Source organism: Actinoplanes sp. NPDC051861, assembly GCF_040681145.1.
GTDB lineage: Bacteria > Actinomycetota > Actinomycetes > Mycobacteriales > Micromonosporaceae > Actinoplanes.
In genome coordinates this window covers 73,252-93,082 of sequence record NZ_JBFAYE010000026.1, presented here as the reverse complement: position 1 = coordinate 93,082, position 19,831 = coordinate 73,252, and the positions used below count along the sequence as shown (strand labels likewise).

Below are 19,831 nucleotides of genomic sequence, written 5' to 3'. Positions count from 1 at the left end.
GATGAAGCATGCCCGATTTTTGCGCGTTTTATACGCCAGATAGTGTCTCGTTTAGTCCGATTATCACGCTTCGCCGGTCGCCGATTACGAAGAGTGTTCGCTTCGGGAGCGCTCTCCGAAGCTGAGATACGGACGGGTCTGTCCTATTTCCCCAGGTCAGTTGCATCGCTCCAGAAGCTGCACCACACGCCACCGCGCGACCAGCTTCTCGTACGCCTCACTTGCTGACTCAGCGTCACCACGGGAAAGTGCCGAAAGTCCGGCTGCCACCAATCCGGGGGAATCGTCCTCTGCGAGGTTGTCCTCCGGAAGGAGGTTGACCAGGCCGCCGTAGTCGAGTTCGACCACTGACCGTGGATGAAACTCCTCCAGCCAGCGCGTTCCCTCCTCCACCGCCTCGGTGATCGGGGCGTCGCCGAGCGACTTGCGCAGCACCGAGACCGCGCGGTGAGCCCGCCGGCGCGCCTTGGAGATCTCCGTGCGGTACCGCAGCACCCGCCGCCGGCTGGAGAGCGAGATCTCCCGCTCGTCCAGGTCCACGAACGCGAACCACCGCAGCGGCACACCCCAGGTGGAGATCTGCTCGTGCACCCTCGGCACGCCCTGCTCCAGCACCTTGGAGCCGCTGCGCCAGTCCTCCACGACCGCCTTGGCCTGACCGGCCAGCACCGGGGGCACGAACGCGTCGGCCAGCACCGCGGGCACGCCGTCGCGGGCGTTGAGAGCCGCCTCGGCCACCCGCAGGCGCAGGTTCCACGGGCAGACCAGTACGGCGTTGTCCCACTCCAGCACGTACGCCTCGTCGGGCAGGTCGGGCAGCCGGGTCCACCCGGCTCCGAGCGCCTCGAGCACGGCGGTGCGCTGGCGCGCGGGGCCCTCGACGAGGCCGAGATCGCGGCCCTCGCTCGCGTACTGGCGCCAGAAAGTCTGCCGCTCACGGTCGAAGGCGGTCAGCGGTTCGTAAACCCGTAGGTACGACGCGAACAGTGACGGCACGGCGCGATCCTTTCACGAATTCGCCCGGGTGGAACTTCCCGCGCGGACGTAATCGCCGTGGCATTCACACGACTACGCTCGCAGTGTCCGGCTCACCCCGCCGGGCGCTTCCAGGCCCCACGAAGGCCACCAAGATCAGGAGAACAAACGATGGGTGTGTTCGACACCGACGGCAACGACGCCACCGGGCACGAACAGGTCGTCTTCTGCCAGGACCGGGCTTCCGGCCTCAAGGCGATCATCGGTATCTACTCGACGGCGCTCGGGCCCGCTCTGGGCGGGACGCGCTTCTATCCGTACGAGAGTGAAGAGGCCGCACTCGCCGACGTGCTGAAGCTGTCGCGCGGTATGGCGTACAAGAACGCGATCGCCGGGCTGGACCTCGGCGGCGGCAAGGCGGTCATCTGGGGCGACCCGGTCCGCGACAAGAGCGAGGCGCTGCTCCGGGCGTACGGCCGGTTCGTCGAGTCGCTCAATGGTCGCTACTACACCGCCTGTGACGTCGGCACGTACGTGCCCGACATGGACGTGGTGTCCCGGGAGACCCGCTACGTGACCGGCCGCAGCCGGCAGAACGGCGGCGCCGGCGACTCCTCCGAGCTGACCGCCTGGGGCGTCTACCAGGGAATGCGCGCGGCCGCCGAGCGGACCTGGGGCAGGCCGTCGCTGTCCGGCCGGACGGTCGGCGTGGCCGGCCTCGGCAAGGTCGGCAAGTACCTGGTCGGTCACCTGCTCTCGGACAGCGCCACGGTGGTCGCCACCGACGTCAATCCGACAGCTCTCGACTGGGCCCGCACCTACCACCCCGACATCACCCTGGTGGCCGACACCGACGCGCTGATCACCTCCGACATCGACGTGTACGCGCCGTGCGCCCTGGGCGGCGCGCTGAACGACGACATCGTGCCGGTCCTGCGCGCCAGGGTGGTCGCCGGCGGCGCCAACAACCAGCTCGCCCACTCCGGGATCGGCAAACTCCTGGAGGACCGCGACATCCTCTACATCCCGGACTACGTGCTCAACGCGGGCGGCGTGATCCAGGTGGCCGACGAGATCCGGGGCTTCGACTTCGAGCGGGCCAAGCTGCGGGCGACCGGGATCTTCGAGACCACCGGGCGAATCCTTCAGCTCGCCGCCGACGAGGGCGTGCCGCCGGCCGTCGCGGCTGACCGTCTCGCCGAGCGCCGGATGGCCGATGTCGGCCGCCTTCGGTCGATCTACCTCGGCTGAGACGGTTAAGCGACAGGGCCGGACGGGGAGCACCGAGACCCATAACGCCCGGTTTGATGGCTGCCGCGCGGCGCCGGAGAAAATGAACCGCGACGCGCGGCAGTGTCACACGCAACCCGAGGTGCCGAACGCGCCGTCGTCCATGTACCGTAAGACCCACGAGAGATGCCTGACGTCATCGGGGCCCGCCTTCGGGCTGCCCCGAATTCTGTGCGAGGGGGTCGAGCCATGGGGCGCGGCCGTGCTAAGGCCAAGCAGACGAAGGTGGCCCGGGAGTTGAAGTATCACTCCCCGAACACCGACCTCACCGCCTTGCAGCGCGAATTGGCGGGTGCCCGTCAATCCGACCGTCATTTCGACGACGACAACGATGAGTTCGTCGACGATGACGAGGATGACGCTGAAGACGACCAGGATTCCTGGTCGCCGACAAGGCGGCATTGACCCGTTCTGCACAGAGCACGCGGACTGACCGCGTGCTCCCGTGTGTCGTGGTCACTCACGTCCTACGGTTACGACGTTGAGGCCCACGCGGGCACTCTGCCGCGTGGGCCTCGACTCGACCGGGTACGCCCTTCAGCGTGGCCGGTTGTTCCAGTTGTAGAACGTGGGAATGTTTTCGAAGTGGTTCCAGGCGCAGACCGCGGAGCCGCCGTCCTGCGGCGTCTCCTCGGCTCGTCGCTGTCGCGCCACTTCCGCCTCCGCGATGAGCGCGGCCAGGCCGGCCCGGGCGTCGTGCACCCGTGCCGTCACCGGATCCGTCTCCACGCCGTCAGACAGCCGTGGCTTCGTGATCTCGGGCATGGTCCAGCACTCCCTCCAATAGGCGAATCTTGCTGTTACGGCAGTGGTCCGTCTCGGTGACGTCGAACCGGCCGTGTTCGAAGTAGCGGTTGGCCGCGTGAGCGCCGCCACAGAATCCGAAGTAGGGGCAGGTCTCCCGGCACGCCTCGATGCCGCGCAGGAACTCGCCGATCCACTGGGTGTTCGCGGCACCTGCCAGGATCTCCGGCAACGGTGTGCTGAGAACGTTCCCACTACTGAAGTCGCCGTACCGGGGATCGCGGAAACCGGCCAGCTCGGGTGAGAGCAGCACGACCGAACCGTCGTACGCGATCGTCGGTATCGGGTCGAGCTGGCGCGGAAGCAACTCGTCCGCGGTGCCGTCGAGGACTGCACCCGCATATCGCAGCGACCACTCCACCTCGCGCAGGTGGATCCGGGGGTCGCGCCGCCAGGCGGCCACCAGCTCGGCCCAGAACGCGCTCACCGCGGCCGGATCGTGGCGGTTGAGGCGGGTGTTGACGCCCTCCAGCTCCTCCACGTTGATGCCGAGCACCTCGCAGCCGAGGTCGAGAAAATACTCGTACAGCTCGGTGGCCACGCCTGGTCGCGGGTCGCCCACCACACAGAGTGTGGAGAACGGGATGCCGTGCCGTCGCAGCGCTTCGACGCCCTTGAGGATCTGGTCGTAAGCCGGTTTGCCGCCCCGGTCCACCCGCTCGCCGTTGCGCTCCCTCGGGCCGTCCACGCTGACGCTGACCCGCACGTCGTGGGCGGTGAAGAACTCGCACCAGGCGTCGTCGATCAGAGTCGCGTTCGTCTGAACGTGATGCTCGACACCCGGGCCGAACGGCGCGAAGAGCTCGCCCAGATAGGAGAGGCCCGCCGCCAGCGGCTCACCGCCGTGCCACACCACGGAGAACCTGCCGTTCTCCGCGAAGCTGGCCACCCCGTCGGCGACTGCCCGGGCGACCGCCACCGGCATCTTCTGGTTCTCCCGGCGGAACGGCAGATAGCAGTAGTCGCACGCGAGATTGCAGAGGGTAGTGGGCTGCATGACGACGTAGCTGGGCACCGGCGAGATGCCCCGCATCCCACTCCACGCAACCGTCATGTCACGCACACTCCCGTCCTGGATGCGACTCAGGTCAGGCTAGGCCCCCCGATCCACACGAAAGATCCGCATGTGCCGGACATCGACACACACGGATCATTTCACGTGGGGTCTATTGCGAACCAGAATCACTTTTCCGGTTGGTCGCCCGTCTCAGCCCCGGGTGTAGGAACCCATCATCTGGACCTCGCCGGAACCCTCCAGGACCTCGCCGACCTGCCACGCCTCGACACCGCGACCGGTCAGGTACGCCATGGCGCGGTCCGCGTCGTCGGAGGAGACGATGGCGAACATGCCGACGCCCATGTTGAAGGTGGCCTCCATCTCGGAGTCCTCGATCCGACCCTTCGCCTGGATCAGGTCGAAGATCGGCTGCGGGCGCCAGGTGGAACGGTCCACGACGGCGTCCACGTGGTCCGGCAGGATCCGCACCAGGTTGCCCGGGATGCCGCCGCCGGTGACGTGTGAGAACGCGCGGACGTCGGTCTCCTCGATCAGGCCGAGGCAGTCCTTGGCGTAGATCTTGGTGGGGGTGAGCAGTTCCTCGCCGAGAGTGCGCTGGGTGCCGAAGTCGTCGACCACGGTGTCCAGCCGCATCCGGCCGGCGCCGAGCAGCACGTGGCGCACCAGCGAGTAGCCGTTGGAGTGCAGGCCCGACGAGCGCATCGCGATCACCGCGTCGCCCACCTCGACCCGGTCACGGCCGAGGATCTCGCTCTCCTCCACCACGCCGACACCGGTCGCGGACACGTCGTACTCATCCGGGCGCAGCACGCCGGGGTGCTCGGCCGTTTCGCCGCCGAGCAGGGCGCACCCGGCGTACCGGCAGCCGTCGGCGATGCCGGCGCCGATCTCGGCGACCTTGTCCGGCACGACCTCGCCACAGGCGATGTAGTCGAGCAGGAAGAGCGGCTCGGCGCCGCAGGCCACCAGGTCGTCGACGACCATGGCGACCAGGTCGATGCCGATCGTGTCGTGGATGTCGAGCTGCTGCGCGATCACCAGCTTGGTGCCGACACCGTCGGTCGACGAGGCCAGGATCGGGCTCTTGTACTTCTGGGTGTTGAGGCGGAACAGGCCGGAGAAGCCGCCCAGGTCACCGATCACCTCGGGCCGGGTGGTCTTCTTGACCTTGGACTTGAGCAGCTCGACGGCGCGGTCACCCGCGTGGATCGAGACACCCGCGTCGGCGTACGTGACGGACCGCTTGCGCGTGGCCCCACGGCCGGAACCCGCCGTCCACAGCTGACGGTCGGCGCCGCCTTCGGCGCCGTTCGACCCGGCACTGCTGCGCTCGGACACGTGCGTCACGGTTCTCCCCTTAGTGGTTCTGCGAAAACGTCGAAGTCACGGGTGGTGCAGCGCGTTCGCGCCGCCCGGGCTGGCGACCAGCGGCGCCGGTGCCGATCGGTCGTCGTCGGTGTACTCACGTGCCTCGTAGTCGGACTCGAGCTCGGCGACCGCGGCCGTTGCGGCCTCGGCCGAAGCGCCCGGCATGGCCGCGCGGCGGCCCACACCCTCCAGTACGTGCTTACCGATCAGGTCGCCGGCCGGCAACTCGATCGGATACTGCCCGTCGAAACACGCCATGCAGAGCCGGGTCTTCGGCTGCTCGGTGGCCTGGACCAGCCCGTCCAGGGAAACATAACCCAGGCTGTCGGCTCCGATCGAGCGGCGGATGCCGTCGATCTCCAACCCGTTCGCGATGAGCTCGGCGCGGGTGGCGAAGTCGATGCCGTAGAAGCACGGCCACTTCACCGGCGGTGACGAGATCCGGACGTGCACCTCCAGGGCGCCGGCCTCGCGCAGCATCCGGATCTGGGCGCGCTGGGTGTTCCCGCGGACGATCGAGTCGTCGATCACCACGATGCGCTTGCCGCGGACGACCTCGCGCAGCGGGTTCAGCTTCAGCCGGATGCCGAGCTGCCGGATCGTCTGCGACGGCTGGATGAAGGTCCGTCCCACGTAGGCGTTCTTCATGAAGCCCGCGCTGTACGGAATACCGGAGGCCTCCGCGTACCCGATCGCGGCCGGGATGCCGGACTCCGGAACGCCGATCACCAGGTCCGCCTGGACCGGGTGCTCCTTGGCCAGCTTGCGGCCGACCTCGACCCGGGCCGAGTAGATGTTGCGGCCGGCGATGGTGGTGTCCGGGCGGGCCAGATACACGTACTCGAAGAGGCAGCCCTTGGGCTCCGGCGCGGCGAACCGGCTGGAGCGCAGGCCGTGCTCGTCGATCGCGATGATCTCGCCGGGCTCGACCTCGCGGACGAAGTTCGCCCCGGTGATGTCGAGCGCGGCGGTCTCACTGGCGATCACCCATCCGCGCTCCATGCGGCCCAGCACCAGCGGGCGCACGCCCTGCGCGTCGCGAGCCGCATAGAGGGTGTTCTCGTCCATGAAGACGAAGCTGAAGGCACCGCGCAGGGTCGGCAGCAGCTCGAGCGCGGCGGCCTCGACCGACAGGTCGGGGCGGCTGGCAAGCAGCGTGGTGACCAGGGCGGTGTCGGAGGTGGCGTCACCCACCTCGAGGCCGCGGTCGGCGACCTCCTTGGCAAGCTCGGCCGTGTTGACCAGGTTGCCGTTGTGTGCCAGCGCGATCGTGGTGCCGGCCGGGGTGGCGCGGATCGTGGGCTGCGCGTTCTCCCAGTTCGACCCGCCGGTGGTGGAGTAGCGCGCGTGGCCGATCGCCAGGTGGCCGCGCAGGCTCGCCAGGGTCGGCTCGTCGAAGACCTGGGAGACCAGGCCGATGTCCTTGTAGACGACGACTCCGGAGCCGTCGCTCACCGCGATACCGGCTGCCTCCTGGCCCCGGTGCTGCAATGCGTAGAGACCGAAGTAGGTGAGCTTGGCCACCTCTTCCTCGGGGGCCCAGACTCCGAAGACGCCGCAGGCATCCTGGGGGCCGCGTTCCTGGGGGTCGAGATCGTCGGTCAACCGGCCGTCGCCTCGGGGCACCTGGTTGCTCCCTCATTATCCGAACTGCGCTGCCAGATCTGCATAAACGGCTCGAAGCGCTGATCTGCTCGAAACTCGCTGGTCCGCTCCGACCGCCCAGTGTACGCGAGCCGCCGGGTACCCACCCTGGCTCATCATCCGCTCAGCGGCAGGTACTCGCTCAGATCGGTGCGGATTCCGCTCGCCCGGAGACGCCCGTCACGGAGTGCCTCGTTCCAGTCGACGCGGCCGGTGGCCACGAGCAGCCACGTCACCGGATCCGTTTCGACCACATTGGGCGGTGTGCCGCGCGTGTGCCGAGGACCGGGTACGCACTGAATCGCACCGAAAGGTGGAATACGAACCTCCACCGAACGGCCAGGTGCGCGTTGGGACAACTCGGTCAGCAGGGCTCGGACGGCGTCTCGCAGCACCGGACGCTGGGGTTCCTCACCCCGGTCCAGCGCGTCCAACGCCTCGGACACCGACTCGGATTTATTGTGCGCAGGGGACACGTCGGGACGATACGACCCCCTCTGCCGACATCGGCACACGGCCCTGGGTCGCGCAGAGGACGTGTGGCAAGGCATAGTGGCCGACGGTGTAATAGTCGCGGGGTATCGCCGGTCGCCGAATCCGGGGACCGCGACCGGAAGGCGGTGGATTTTGACAACGCACCTACGAGCCCGGACCACTCAGGCCGGTGCGTTCCTGGCGCTGGTCGCCGGCCTGGTGGCCGGTGTGCAGACTTCTGCTCTGGCGGCTCCACCGAACGTGAACATCGAATCACTGTCTGCTTCCGAGGCTACCTCGGGAAGTACTGTAACCATTCGGTACACGGTTAGTAACCCCGGGGGCGAGGGCGGCGAGGGGCAGAACCGGGTGAGCATCCGGGTCAGCGGCATCGACTGCCGTGACGGTTGCACCCCGGTCGAGAACATCCAGGATTCCGCGAGCTTCAACGCGACCCTGGTCGCGCCGAACGTGGACGCCGGGCAGAGCCGGCAGTTCACCATCACGGTGACCGCCACCAACGTGGCGACCAACGAGGCCAACTCGGCCACCGAGAACATCACGGTGAAGGGCCCGGACGCGCCGCAGACGGTGCGCCAGGTCTCCGGCCGGATCAAGAGCAGCGACGGCGAGCGCCTCTCGGGCGTCCAGGTCGCGATGACCGACAGCGCCGGCCACCAGTACAGCACCACCACCGGCGGCGACGGCGGCTACGCGTTCAGCTCCTCGGACGCCCAGCCCATCGCGCCCGGCAACATCACGGTCGGCGCGGTGAAGGACGGCTTCCAGGCCAAGACCGTGAACGCGCAGGCCGGCGCCGGCAAGTCGGTGAACGTGCAGATCACGCTGAAGAAGCTCGCCACCGAGTCGCCCTCCGCGTCGCCCTCGGCCTCCGTCTCGGCCAGCACCGAGCCGCTGGACGAGGAGCTGACCGACGAGGAGACGCCGACCGACGAGGAGAGCAACGCCGCCGGCGCGCCGGACACCGACAACGCGTCCGACGACAGCGGCACCAACTGGCTGCTGATCATCATGGGCGTGCTGCTGGTCGCGGCCGGTGTCGGCGCCTTCGCGCTGGTCTGGCTGCGCCGCAAGAACGAGGACGACGAGCCCGGCACCGCGGCCGCCACTCCCGGGTTCGGCGGTCCGAGCCCGGCGGGCGCGGGCGGTTTCGACGCGACCCGGGTCGCCTCTCCGGTGGGCGCGGCACGCGGCGGCGACGCCACGATGGTCGCCCCGGCCGGCCGGATGCCCGGTGGCATCGGCGACGCACCGACGATGGTGCACCGGCCCGTCGAGGACGAGTTCCCCGATCCGTACGGTGCTCCGCCCCCGCCGCAGGGCGGCTTCGGTGGCGGCCAGGGCCAGTGGGACAACCAGGGCAACAACGGCTACGGCGGTCAGCAGTACGGCCAGCAGGGCGGATACGGCGCTCAGGGCGGCCAGGGCGGCTACGGCAACGAGCGGTACGACGAACACACCAACCTGTACCAGCCCGACCAGCCGCAGCGGTACGACGAGCACACCAACCTGTACCAACCGGACCAGGGCGGCGGTGGTTACGGCGCTCCGCAGGGCGGCGGCACCTACGGCGGTCAGGGTGGCCAGGGCAACCAGGGCGGCTGGGGCGGTCAGGACGACGGCTACGGCCCGCAGGGTGGCTACGACCAGCAGGGCGGCGGCTACGGCGGCTACGACCAGCAGCAGGGTGGCTACGGCGACCAGGGCGGCTACGGCGGCGGCAACCAGTACGGCGGCGGTCAGTACGGCGGTCAGGGTCAGGGTCAGCCCGGCGGTTACGACCAGCAGCAGGGTGGCGGCTACGGCGGCTACGACCAGCAGCAACAGCAGCAGGGTGGCTACGGCGACCAGGACGGCTACTACGGCCCGAACAACGGACCGCAGGGCCAGCAGCGTCCCAACCGCAACAACTGGGACGACTGAGCTCCGCCGCAACGACAAGAAAGGGCCCCGCGCGATTCGCGCGGGGCCCTTTCTTGGTATCGGGGTCAGGACCCGATCGGCCCGCCCGGCTTCTTCGGGTCGGTCAGCTCCAGCGTGACCGAACGGCCCGTCTCCGCCGAACCGGAGAACAGGTCGTGCATCGTCGCCGACCAGGCCTCGCGCAGTTCGGCCAGCGGGATGGTGAACTGGTCCCGCACGTCGAGCGCCGCTTCCTCGGAGGTGGTGCCGATAGCGGTGCACGGCACGCCGAACTCCGCCGCGAGGGCGGTGAACGCCTTGTCGTGCCCGCGCGGCACGGCGACGAGCGCGCGGCCGGCCGACTCGCTGAACAGGTAGACGAACGGCGACGTGCCGTCCTCCGGGAAGGTCACCTTCGCGCCGACCTCACGCCGCAGGCAGCTCTCCACCAGGACCTGCGACAGGCCGCCGTCGGATAGGTCGTGCGCGGCGCTGACCAGGCCCGACTTGGAGGCGCGGGCCATCAGCGCGGCGAGCGCCTGTTCGGCCGCGAGGTCCACCTTGGGCGGACGGCCACCGAGGTGCTCGTGCGTCACCCAGGCCCACTCCGAACCGGACAGCTCCTGGCGCGTCTCGCCGAGCAGGAAGAGCAGATCACCACCGGCCTTGGCGGGCGGCGGGAAGCCCATCGGGATGCGCCGGGTCACGTCGTCGAAGATGCCGAGCACGCCGACCACCGGGGTGGGGTGGATCGCCGCGGCGCCGGTCTGGTTGTAGAAGCTGACGTTGCCGCCGGTCACCGGGGTGCCCAGCTGCTGGCAGCCGTCCGCGAGACCGCGCACGGCCTCGGCGAACTGCCACATCACGGCCGGGTCCTCGGGTGAGCCGAAGTTCAGGCAGTCGGTCACCGCGACCGGCTCGGCACCGGTGACGGCTACGTTCCGGTACGCCTCGGCGAGCGCCAGCCTGGCACCCTCGTACGGATCCAGGCGCGCGAACCGGCCGTTGCCGTCCACCGACAGCGCCACGCCGAGCCCGGTCTCCTCGTCGATCCGCAGCACGCCGGCGTCCTCCGGCTGGGCCAGGACCGTGTTGCCGAGCACGTACCTGTCGTACTGCTCGGTCACCCAGGTCTTGTCGCAGAGGTTCGGCGAGGCGATCATCCGCAGCACGGTGGCCCGCAGCTCGTCACCGGTCGACGGCCGCGGCAGCGTCTCCGCCCGGTCGGCCTGCAGCAGGATCAGGTCACCCGGCTCACGCAGCGGCCGGGAGTAGACCGGCCCGTCGTCGGCGAGCGAGCCCGGCGGCACGTCGACCACCACGTGATCGTTCCAGGTGATCAGCAGGCGGCCGGGAGTACCGTCCGTCTCGGCCGCGGTGACCTCGCCGATCGCGGTGGCCCAGACGCCCCACTTCTCGGCGACGTCCAGGACCGCCTTCAGGTTCTCCGGCGTGACGATCAGAAGCATCCGCTCCTGCGACTCGCTGGCCAGGATCTCGGTCGGCGACATCGACGGCTCGCGCAGCGGCACCCGCTCCAGCCAGACCCGCATGCCGGTGCCGGCCGCCGCGGCGGTCTCGGTGAGCGCGCAGGTGAGGCCGGCGCCGCCGAGGTCCTGGATGCCGGAGACGAGCCCGGCGTCGTACAGCTCCAGGCAGCTCTCGATCAGCAGCTTCTCCATGAAGGGGTCGCCGACCTGCACCGACGGGCGGCGCTGCTCGGCCTCCTCGTCGAAGGTGGCCGACGCCAGCACCGACACACCGCCGATGCCGTCCCGCCCGGTGCGCGCACCGAGCAGCACGACGACGTTGCCGACGCCGGTCGCCTCCTTCTTCTGCAGGCGCTCGACCGGCAGCACGCCGATGCTGAGCGCGTTGACCAGCGGGTTGCCCTGGTAGCAGGGGTCGAAGACGATCTCGCCACCGATGTTCGGCAGGCCGAGGCAGTTGCCGTACCCGCCGATGCCGGCCACCACGCCGGGCAGCACCCGCGCGGTGTCCGGGTGGTCGGCCGCGCCGAAGCGCAGCGGGTCCATCACCGCGACCGGCCGGGCACCCATCGCCAGGATGTCCCGGACGATGCCGCCGACGCCGGTCGCCGCACCCTGGTACGGCTCGACGTAGCTGGGGTGGTTGTGCGACTCGACCTTGAAGGTGACCGCGAGCTTCTCGGAGATCTGCACCACACCGGCGTTCTCACCGATGCCGGCCAGCATCCGGGTGTTCGCCGGGACCTTCTCGCCGAACTGGCGCAGGTGCACCTTGCTCGACTTGTACGAGCAGTGCTCGCTCCACATGATCGAGTACATCGCGAGCTCGGACGCGGTGGGCCGCCGACCGAGGATCTGGCGGATCCGCTCGTACTCGTCGTCCTTGAGTCCCAGGTCCGCGTGCGGCTGGAGCTCGTCCGGCGTGGCCTCCGCGCGCTGCACGGTGTCCGGGCCGTCCTCGAACTCGTTGACCAGCACGTCGGTGGCGGCGAAGCCGCTCGGCTTGTTCGTCGGACCGGCGGCCGCCGCCGGCGGCTGGTTGGGCACGCCGCGCGAGGTCTCGGCCCCGGTGCTGGCGGCCGTCTCCGGCTGCGTGGTCATCGCTGTTGTCCCCCTGCGAGCTGACCGTCCGCGGACGCCCCGGCCAGGGCCTGCAGGACGGAGGTGAAGAAGCCGAGGCCGTCGAGCGACGGGCCGGTCAGCGCCTCCACGGCGTGTTCCGGGTGCGGCATGATGCCGACGACGTTGCCGGCCTCGTTGGTGATCCCGGCGATGTCGCGCTGCGAGCCGTTCGGGTTGCCGCGGATGTAGCGGGCGATCACCCGGCCCTCGGCCTCCAGGCCGTCCAGCGTCTTCTGGTCGGCGACGAAACAGCCCTCGCCGTTCTTCACCGGGATGAGGATCTCCTGGCCCGCGGTGAAGCGGTTGGTCCAGGCCGTATTGGTCGCCTCGACCCGCAGCCACTGGTCGCGGTTGCGGAAGTGCAGGTGCTGGTTCCGGGTCAGCGCGCCGGGCAGCAGATGCGCCTCGCAGAGGACCTGGAAACCGTTGCAGATACCGAGCACGGGCAGGCCGCCACGTGCCGCGTCGATGATCGACTCCATCACCGGGGCGAACCGGGCGATGGCGCCGCACCGCAGATAGTCGCCGTACGAGAACCCGCCGGGCAGCACCACGGCGTCGACTCCGTGCAGGTCCGCGTCGCCGTGCCAGAGCCGGACCGACTCCGCGCCGGCGATCCGGGCAGCGCGAGCCGCGTCCCCGTCGTCCAGCGAACCAGGGAAGGTGACCACACCGATGCGCATGGTCAGGCGACCTCCGCCGCGGCGTCCTCGACGATCCGGACCTCGAAGTCCTCGATCACCGGGTTGGCGAGCAACTTGTCGGCGATCTCGCGAGCCCGATCAAGGTCGGGTTCACCGGTGAAATCGATCTCGATCCGGCGACCGATGCGAACAGACGAGACATCGGTGACGCCGAGCCGGGGCAGCGCGTTCGCCACTGCTTGACCCTGCGGGTCGAGGATCTCCGGCTTGAGCATGACGTCGACCACGACGCGAGCCACGGGCACTCCTGACTGATAGGTGTAAGCACGCGAAGCCTACCTGGTAGGGCGTGTCCGCGAGCCACGGGCCGGTGTCGGCGAACCGACCCGACGCTTCCTGAGCTGGGCATCTCGGATGCGTCGCGGGGCCATCACACCGTGATATGTGTCGATTGAATGGTGGGCGGATCGCCGATCTTCCTCTAGGTTGCATCCATCGGATTCGATTTCCCGCGCGCGCAACTCGTCGACCCATCCCCAGAAAGGAATCTCGACGTGCGCATTCGACTTGTGGCCGCCCTGGCCGGCCTCGCGGCCGCCCTGGTGGTGCCGAACGCTGCCCACGCTGACGACGACGTCACGCCCTACATCATCGGCGGGAGCACTGTCTCCTCCGCGCCGTGGGCGGCTGCTGTCCTGAGCAACGGCAGTTTCACCTGCTCCGGGACGATCATCTCGGCCAACTACGTGCTGACCGCCCGGCACTGCATCAGCGGCACCATGTCGGTGCGCGTCGGTAGCGTCAACCGCACCTCCGGCGGCGTGACCCGGACCGTGGCCTCCACGTCCACCCGCTACGACCTCGCCCTGATGCGCCTGAGCAGCTCGGTGAGCACCAGCTACATGCCGCTGTCGAGTGCCTACCCGCCGGTTGGCTCGACCAACTCGATCTACGGCTGGGGCATGACCTGCTACTCGGGCTGCTCGGCGTCGACCACGCTGAAGACCGCCACCGTGCAGGTCACCTCGACCAACCAGACCGACGCGTACGGCGGACGCGCGATCGGCAGCACCCGGATCAACGGCAACGCCTGGCGCGGCGACTCCGGTGGTCCGCAGGTCTACAACGGCGCCCAGGTGGGCGTGGCGTCGACCGCCGACGGTTCGAGCCGTCAGTACTACGGCAGCGTGGCCTACAACCGGGCCTGGATCACGTCAGTCGCCGGCGTCTGATCCTCGCCGAAGAGCGCCCGCCCGTTCAGAGGAAGAGAACGGGCGGGCGCCACCATGTCCGGGGTCAGAGGATCGGCGCGGGCGCGTAACCGGCGGCCTCGGGGTGCCGCTCGGCGATCTCCGCGACCCGCGCGGCCACCGCGGTGACCTGGGCCGGCGCCGCACCGACGAAGGCGGCCCGGTCGGCGACCAGGGTGTCGATCTCGGCGCGGGACAGCCGCAGCCGCCCGTCGGTCGCGAGCCGGTCGAACAGGTCGTTGACGGCCGCGCCCTTCTCGCGCATGGCCAGCGCCACGGCGACCGCGTGCTCCTTGATCACCTCGTGCGCCACCTCGCGGCCGACACCCTTGCGCACGGCGGCGACCAGGACCTTCGTCGTGGCCAGGAACGGCAGGAAGCGGTCCAGCTCGCGGGCGATCACCGCCGGGTACGCCCCGAACTCGTCGAGCACGGTGAGGAACGTCTGGAAGAGCCCGTCGGTGGCGAAGAACGCGTCGGGCAGTGCGACCCGGCGAACCACCGAGCAGGAGACGTCGCCCTCGTTCCACTGGTCGCCGGCCAGCTCGCCGACCATCGACAGGTAACCGCGGACGATCACCGCGAGCCCGTTGACCCGCTCCGACGACCGGGTGTTCATCTTGTGCGGCATCGCCGACGAGCCGACCTGGCCCGGCTTGAAGCCCTCGGTGACCAGCTCCTGGCCGACCATCAGCCGGATCGTGGTGGCCAGCGACGACGGGCCGGCGACGATCTGGGCCAGCGCCGAGACGACGTCGAAGTCGAGCGAGCGCGGGTAGACCTGACCGACGCTCGACAGCACCCGGCTGAAGCCCAGGTGCCCGGCGACGCGCCGCTCCAGCTCGTCGAGGGCCGAGGCGGAACCGTCGAGCAGGTCGAGCTGGTCCGCGGCGGTGCCGACCGGCCCCTTGATGCCACGAAGCGGGTACCGCGCGATCAGGTCGTCCAACCTCTCGTACGCGATGAGCAGCTCCTCGGCGGCCGAGGCGAACCGCTTGCCCAGCGTGGTCGCCTGCGCCGCGACGTTGTGCGAGCGGCCGGTCATCACCAGGTCGGAGTGCTCGACGGCCAGCGCGGCGAGCCGGGACAGGGTGGCCACCACCCGGTTGCGCACCAGCTCCAGCGACGCCCGGATCTGCAGCTGCTCGACGTTCTCCGTGAGGTCGCGCGAGGTCATGCCCTTGTGGATCTGCTCGAATCCGGCGAGCTCGCTGAACTCCTCGATGCGCGCCTTCACGTCGTGCCGCGTGATCCGCTCGCGGGCCGCGATCGACTCCAGGTCGACCCGGTCGAGCACCGCCTCGTACGCCTCGACGGCACCGTCGGGCACCGCCACACCCAGGTCGCGCTGCGCCTTCAGAACGGCGAGCCAGAGCCGCCGCTCCATCCGGATCTTCTCCTCCGGGGACCAGAGCGCGACGAGGTCGGCGGAGGCATAGCGGGCGGCAAGCACGTTCGGGACGGTCACGGCACCGATTCTGTCACGGTGCGGATCAGCTGGTTGCGGGCGGGAAAGCACACGGCATAGCGCCCACATCCGCCAGCGCCAGAATTTTTGTGAGTGGCACACTGCACGAAAACGCGGCAGCCTCGCTAAAGTTACCGGCGAGTAGGTCTGATGCTAATCCCGAAAGGTCCACTGATGACTGATTTCAACCCCGAGGCGCTCTCGTCGATCGGCCCGAAGGAGTTCGCTCAGCTCGTCAAGTCCACGCCGGACGCGAAGATCGCCGAAGTCATGGCGTCGGACGCGCGCACCAAGATCCTCGACGAGGTCTTCAACCGGATGCCGTCGCTGTTCCGCGCCGACAAGGCCGGTGCCACCTCGGCCGTCATTCACTGGGTCATCACGGGTGGTGCCGACGGCTCGAACGACACCTACGAGACGGTGATCGAGAACGGCGCCTGCACCGTCACCAACCAGCCGGCCCGTGACCCGAAGCTGGCCATGACCATGGACGCCGTGACGTTCCTGAAGACCGTCTCCGGCGACGGCAACCCGATGATGCTGTTCATGACCGGCAAGATCAAGGCGAAGGGCGACCTGTCCCTGGCCGCCAGCATCGCCAAGCTCTTCGACATCCCGAAGTCCTGAACGACCCGGCGGGACGGCCGGGGTCTCACAGCAGACCCCGGTCCCTCGCATAGATCGCCGCCTGCGTACGGTCCCGCAGCCCGAGCCGCTCCAGGATCCGCGAGACGTGGTTCTTCACGGTCCCCTCGCTGACGTGCAGCCGGGCGGCGATCTCCCGATTCGTCGCGCCGCCGGCCACCAGCCGCAGCACCGCCTGCTCACGATCGGTCAGATCGACCCGCGGTGTCGGCGGCAAAGCTCGGTCCAGAGCCGCGAGAAGCCGCCGCGAGGCCGCGCTGTCGTGCTGGTCGACACCCTCGTTCACCAGCCGCACCGCCCGCGCCAGCTCCCGCGGCGGCAGATCCTTGAGCAGATATCCCCCGGTGCCCGCCCGCAGCGCCCGCACGACGTACTCCTCGTCGTCGAACGTGGTCAGCATCAGCACCCGGCAGGCCGGCAGCTTCTCCCGCAGCAGCTCGGCCGCGCGCAGACCGTCGAGCACCGGCATCCGGACGTCCATCAGCACCACGTCCGGGCGGGTCTGCACGGCCAGCGCCACCGCCTCCCGGCCGTCCGCCGCGGTGCCGACCACCTCGATGCCGGGCTCGATGCTCAGCAGCGACGCGATCCCCTCCCGGATCAGCGCCTGATCGTCCGCCACCAGGACGCGGACCACCTGGTCACTCATGCGACCGGCAGCCGGGCGACGACGCGGGTCCCGGCGCCCGGCGCGGACTCGACTCGCACGCTGCCACCCAGGGCGGCCAGCCGCTCGCGCATCCCGGACAGCCCGTTGCCGTCAGCGGACTCCACCGCGAAGCCCCGCCCGTTGTCGGCCACCTCCAGCACCACCGTCCCGTCCGCGCAGCGGAGAACCACCGACACCCGATCGGCGCCGGCGTGACGGCGAGCGTTCGTCAGTGCCTCCTGAGCCACCCGGTAGAGGGCCACCCGATCATGCTCGGGGACCCCAGCGTCGATCTCCAGGGTCACCCGGAAACCCGGGTCGTCGAGGTTCCGGGCGAGTGACTCCAGCGCCACGGCCAGGGAGAAGGGCTCCGCACGCAAACTGCCGACGGATTCGCGTACCTCTTGAAGAGCCCGGCCCGCAGCCGACCGTGCGTCGGCGACGGCCTGATCCGCCGCCGCCGCGTCCCGTTCCCGGAAGGCCTCCGCCTTCGCCAGCTGCACGCTGACCGCGGTGAGGTGATGTCCCACGCTGTCGTGGATGTCGCGGGCCAGCCGGTTCCGCTCGCTCGCCGCGCTCAGCTCGGCCACCTGCCGCTGCGCCAGCCGCAGATCCGTCACCAGCCGCTCGGCCCGCATCCGGCTACGCCGCTGCTCCGCGGCGATGGCCGCCGCCGCGACCGCCAGCACCATGCCGATGAAGAGCATCAGCAGATCCGAGACGATCTCCGGCTCGGTCCACCACCGGGGCACGAACGACGCCCGGGCCACCGCCGCCACCAGGTAGGCCGCCGCCAGTCCCAGCCCGGCACGCGGACCCAGCGAGAAGTACGCGAAGAACGGCACCAGCACGTAGAGCGCGCGAGCGAACCCACCCGGATCCGCCGCGTTCACCAGCTCGAGCAGCACCACGCGCGCGGCGACCAGCACGATCGCCCACATCCGCGCCCCGCGCCGGTCCACCTGCTCGACCACGAGCAGCCCGAGCAGCGCGACGACGAACACCGTCAGCCGCCCCGCCGACGTGTCCGGCGCCAGCCCGGCACCGGCGAAGTAGAGGCCGGTGATCAGCACCGCGACGTACAGCAGCGAGGCCATCCACCGCAGCGGCGGCGCATCCACAGCCATGCTCGTCAGGCTAGGCAAGCGACCCGGGATTTCCTACCCGCCGATGGTCATGTGCCGTTCGGCGGCCACCGGCCCGAGGTCTGGCCGCGCGGCACTGCCCCGCTCCCGCGCCGACCGGCACCTTGACGGCATGAACGATCGCGACCTCTACCGCCTCGCCGGCCTGGCCGGACTCATCGGCGGCCTGCTGACCCTCATCGCCGTCACCCGCCGGGCCGGCCTGATCCCCGAGAACGCCTTCACCCACGCCCTGGCGCCGCCCGCCTCCGCGCTGCTCCTGCTGACGCTGACGGCTCTCTACCTCTGCCAGCGACACACGGCCGGCCGGCTCGGCCTGACCGGTTTCGTGCTGAACCACCTCGGACTGAGCGGCCTGTTCGCCATCGAGTTCCTGACGCACGCGGTCCTGCAGTACCAGGACGCCGCCACCCGCGAGGCCGTGCTGACCGGCCCCGGCCGCCCCTACTTCCTGACGGTCGCGCTGATCTTCATCCTCGGCGTCCTGCTCTTCGGCATCGCGTCCTGGCGAGCCGGAGTCCTGCCCCGGCCCGCCCTGGTCCTGTACGTGGTGGGCCTCTGTGCCGCCGCGCTTCGAGCCGCTGTACCGGAAGCCGTCTATCTGACCGGTCTCACCCTGGGCAGCGCCGGCGTCCTCTACCTCTCGACGGCGCTGCTCCAGACCAAGGACATCCTGGTCAGATCGTGATCCGGCCCTCCACGGCCTTGAGGGCGATGTCCCGGCGGAACTGAGCACCCTCCAGGCGCACCTCGTCCACCAGCGCATATGCCGCATCCCGGGCACCCGCCAGGTCCGCACCCACAGCCGTCACGCTCAGCACCCGGCCACCGGCGGACACCAGCTCACCGGCGTCGTTGAGCGCGGTGCCCGCGTGGATGACGCCGGGACGCTCGCCGCCGGAGATCACGTCGCCGGTCCGCGGCACACCGGGGTAGTTGTGGCTCGCCACGACGACCGTGATCGCCGAGCCGCCCTTCCACCGCAGCGGGGGGTGGTCGGCGAGCGTTCCGGTGGCCGCGGCGTTCAGCAGCCCGGCCAGCGGCGTGTCCAGCAGGGCGAGGACCACCTGGGTCTCCGGGTCGCCGAAGCGCGCGTTGAACTCGATGACCTTGGGCCCGGCCGGGGTCAGCGCGAGGCCGACGTAGAGCAGGCCGGCGAACGGCGTACCGCGGCGGCGCATCTCGGCGAGCGTCGGGTGGACCGTCTCGCGCAGCACCCGCTCGACCAGGTCCGCGGGCACCCAGTCCAGCGGGGCGTACGCGCCCATGCCACCGGTGTTGGGGCCCTCGTCGTTGTCGGACAGGCGCTTGAAGTCCTGCGCCGGCATCAGCGGCGCCGCGGCGGTTCCATCGGTGACCACGAAGAGTGACACCTCGGGGCCGGAGAGGTATTCCTCGAGGACCGACGAGCCGCACGCCTCCGCGTGGATCAGTGCCTCGTCGAGGTCGTCGGTGACCACGACGCCCTTACCGGCGGCGAGGCCGTCGTTCTTGACGACGTACGGCGCACCGAGCTCGTCGAGTGCCGCGCGGACGGCGGCCATGTCGGTGCAGGCGAACGAGCGAGCGGTGGGAACGCCGGCGGCGGCCATGACCTCCTTGGCGAACGCCTTGGAGCCCTCGAGCTTGGCGGCGGCCGCGCTCGGGCCGAAGCAGGCGATGCCCTTGGCCCGGACCGCGTCGGCGACGCCGGCCACCAGTGGGGCCTCCGGGCCGATCACGACGAGGTCGGCACTCAACTCGACGGCGAGCGCCGCGACCGCGGCGGGATCGGTGGCCTTCACCTTGTGCAGCTCGGCGACCTGGGCAATGCCCGGATTGCCAGGCGCTGCGGCCAGGAAGTCGACGGACGGGTCGGCGGCTAACCCGACGGCGAGCGCGTGCTCGCGCCCACCGGAGCCGATCAGAAGTACGCGCACGAC

The 19,831-nt window shown here is 69.9% G+C and carries 19 protein-coding genes; 6 read left to right on the top strand and 13 right to left on the bottom strand.

Features of this window, described 5'->3' with window-relative positions; all coding sequences use genetic code 11:
• Positions 1 to 156: 156 nt before the first annotated feature.
• On the bottom strand, positions 157 to 996 hold the full coding sequence (locus AB0M02_RS40955; RefSeq protein WP_364237546.1) for a hypothetical protein: 840 nt from the start codon (positions 994 to 996) through the stop codon (positions 157 to 159).
• A gap of 150 nt (positions 997 to 1,146) precedes the next feature.
• Between AB0M02_RS40955 and AB0M02_RS40950 the strand changes: the two genes are divergently transcribed.
• Both AB0M02_RS40950 and AB0M02_RS40945 read left to right on the top strand, forming a co-directional pair.
• Positions 1,147 to 2,226: a Glu/Leu/Phe/Val dehydrogenase dimerization domain-containing protein gene (locus tag AB0M02_RS40950; protein ID WP_364237544.1), complete on the top strand. Its 1,080-nt coding sequence runs from the start codon at positions 1,147 to 1,149 to the stop codon at positions 2,224 to 2,226.
• 228 nt (positions 2,227 to 2,454) lie between these two features.
• Positions 2,455 to 2,670, top strand: a complete 216-nt coding sequence (locus AB0M02_RS40945; protein ID WP_364237542.1) for a DUF3073 domain-containing protein — start codon at positions 2,455 to 2,457, stop codon at positions 2,668 to 2,670.
• A 132-nt stretch (positions 2,671 to 2,802) separates the two neighbouring features.
• On the opposite strand, the gene amcA is transcribed toward AB0M02_RS40945, so the two are convergent.
• The 5 genes from amcA to AB0M02_RS40920 all read right to left on the bottom strand — a co-directional run bounded on the left by amcA (position 2,803) and on the right by AB0M02_RS40920 (position 7,575).
• The gene (amcA, locus tag AB0M02_RS40940) at positions 2,803 to 3,030 is read right to left on the bottom strand and encodes a multiple cyclophane-containing RiPP AmcA (protein WP_364237539.1); all 228 of its coding nucleotides are present in this window, start codon (positions 3,028 to 3,030) and stop codon (positions 2,803 to 2,805) included.
• Positions 2,999 to 4,102, bottom strand: coding sequence for a cyclophane-forming radical SAM peptide maturase AmcB (gene amcB, locus AB0M02_RS40935; protein ID WP_364237664.1), 1,104 nt, complete (start codon positions 4,100 to 4,102; stop codon positions 2,999 to 3,001). Before amcB ends, amcA begins: the two co-directional genes overlap by 32 nt.
• Positions 4,103 to 4,276: 174 nt before the next feature.
• Positions 4,277 to 5,434 (bottom strand): phosphoribosylformylglycinamidine cyclo-ligase, encoded by a 1,158-nt coding sequence (purM, locus tag AB0M02_RS40930; protein ID WP_364237537.1) that lies wholly within the window; start codon positions 5,432 to 5,434, stop codon positions 4,277 to 4,279.
• Between the two features lie 36 nt (positions 5,435 to 5,470).
• Positions 5,471 to 7,081 carry an amidophosphoribosyltransferase gene (gene purF / locus AB0M02_RS40925; RefSeq protein WP_364237534.1) on the bottom strand — a complete coding sequence of 537 codons (1,611 nt, stop codon included), beginning with the start codon at positions 7,079 to 7,081 and terminating at the stop codon, positions 5,471 to 5,473.
• Positions 7,082 to 7,215: 134 nt separating this feature from the next.
• Positions 7,216 to 7,575 (bottom strand): sterol carrier family protein, encoded by a 360-nt coding sequence (locus AB0M02_RS40920; RefSeq protein ID WP_364237531.1) that lies wholly within the window; start codon positions 7,573 to 7,575, stop codon positions 7,216 to 7,218.
• 367 nt (positions 7,576 to 7,942) lie between these two features.
• Here AB0M02_RS40920 and AB0M02_RS40915 point away from each other — a divergent pair, with 367 nt between their 5' ends.
• Entirely contained in the window at positions 7,943 to 9,517 is a 1,575-nt protein-coding gene (locus AB0M02_RS40915) for a carboxypeptidase-like regulatory domain-containing protein (RefSeq protein WP_364237528.1), read from the top strand.
• A gap of 65 nt (positions 9,518 to 9,582) precedes the next feature.
• Here the strand turns inward: AB0M02_RS40915 and purL are convergent, their stop codons facing one another.
• Genes purL through purS form a run of 3 tightly spaced genes read right to left on the bottom strand, consistent with a single transcriptional unit; the run spans position 9,583 to position 13,051 of the window.
• A complete protein-coding gene (purL, locus tag AB0M02_RS40910) occupies positions 9,583 to 12,087 on the bottom strand; it encodes a phosphoribosylformylglycinamidine synthase subunit PurL (RefSeq protein ID WP_364237525.1) in 2,505 nt (834 codons plus the stop codon).
• Positions 12,084 to 12,797, bottom strand: a complete 714-nt coding sequence (gene purQ / locus AB0M02_RS40905; RefSeq protein ID WP_364237661.1) for a phosphoribosylformylglycinamidine synthase subunit PurQ — start codon at positions 12,795 to 12,797, stop codon at positions 12,084 to 12,086. Before purQ ends, purL begins: the two co-directional genes overlap by 4 nt.
• Positions 12,794 to 13,051, bottom strand: a complete 258-nt coding sequence (purS, locus tag AB0M02_RS40900) for a phosphoribosylformylglycinamidine synthase subunit PurS (protein ID WP_364237522.1) — start codon at positions 13,049 to 13,051, stop codon at positions 12,794 to 12,796. The genes purQ and purS overlap by 4 nt, the downstream gene beginning before the upstream one ends.
• A gap of 255 nt (positions 13,052 to 13,306) precedes the next feature.
• Between purS and AB0M02_RS40895 the strand changes: the two genes are divergently transcribed.
• Positions 13,307 to 13,984, top strand: a complete 678-nt coding sequence (locus tag AB0M02_RS40895) for a trypsin-like serine protease (protein WP_364237519.1) — start codon at positions 13,307 to 13,309, stop codon at positions 13,982 to 13,984.
• A 64-nt stretch (positions 13,985 to 14,048) separates the two neighbouring features.
• Here the strand turns inward: AB0M02_RS40895 and purB are convergent, their stop codons facing one another.
• Positions 14,049 to 15,470 carry an adenylosuccinate lyase gene (gene purB, locus AB0M02_RS40890; RefSeq protein ID WP_364237516.1) on the bottom strand — a complete coding sequence of 474 codons (1,422 nt, stop codon included), beginning with the start codon at positions 15,468 to 15,470 and terminating at the stop codon, positions 14,049 to 14,051.
• A 174-nt stretch (positions 15,471 to 15,644) separates the two neighbouring features.
• On the opposite strand from purB, the gene AB0M02_RS40885 reads away from it, so the two are divergent.
• Positions 15,645 to 16,097: an SCP2 sterol-binding domain-containing protein gene (locus AB0M02_RS40885; RefSeq protein ID WP_364237513.1), complete on the top strand. Its 453-nt coding sequence runs from the start codon at positions 15,645 to 15,647 to the stop codon at positions 16,095 to 16,097.
• 25 nt (positions 16,098 to 16,122) lie between these two features.
• Here AB0M02_RS40885 and AB0M02_RS40880 read toward each other — a convergent pair whose 3' ends face one another.
• Positions 16,123 to 16,764 (bottom strand): response regulator transcription factor, encoded by a 642-nt coding sequence (locus AB0M02_RS40880; protein WP_364237510.1) that lies wholly within the window; start codon positions 16,762 to 16,764, stop codon positions 16,123 to 16,125.
• A complete protein-coding gene (locus AB0M02_RS40875) occupies positions 16,761 to 17,891 on the bottom strand; it encodes a sensor histidine kinase (RefSeq protein ID WP_364237508.1) in 1,131 nt (376 codons plus the stop codon). Before AB0M02_RS40875 ends, AB0M02_RS40880 begins: the two co-directional genes overlap by 4 nt.
• 130 nt (positions 17,892 to 18,021) lie before the next feature.
• On the opposite strand from AB0M02_RS40875, the gene AB0M02_RS40870 reads away from it, so the two are divergent.
• Positions 18,022 to 18,597: a hypothetical protein gene (locus tag AB0M02_RS40870; protein ID WP_364237506.1), complete on the top strand. Its 576-nt coding sequence runs from the start codon at positions 18,022 to 18,024 to the stop codon at positions 18,595 to 18,597.
• Here the strand turns inward: AB0M02_RS40870 and purD are convergent.
• Positions 18,587 to 19,828: a phosphoribosylamine--glycine ligase gene (purD, locus tag AB0M02_RS40865; RefSeq protein ID WP_364237503.1), complete on the bottom strand. Its 1,242-nt coding sequence runs from the start codon at positions 19,826 to 19,828 to the stop codon at positions 18,587 to 18,589. The two genes, AB0M02_RS40870 and purD, sit on opposite strands and share 11 nt — an antisense overlap.
• Between the last annotated feature and the right edge of the window lie 3 nt (positions 19,829 to 19,831).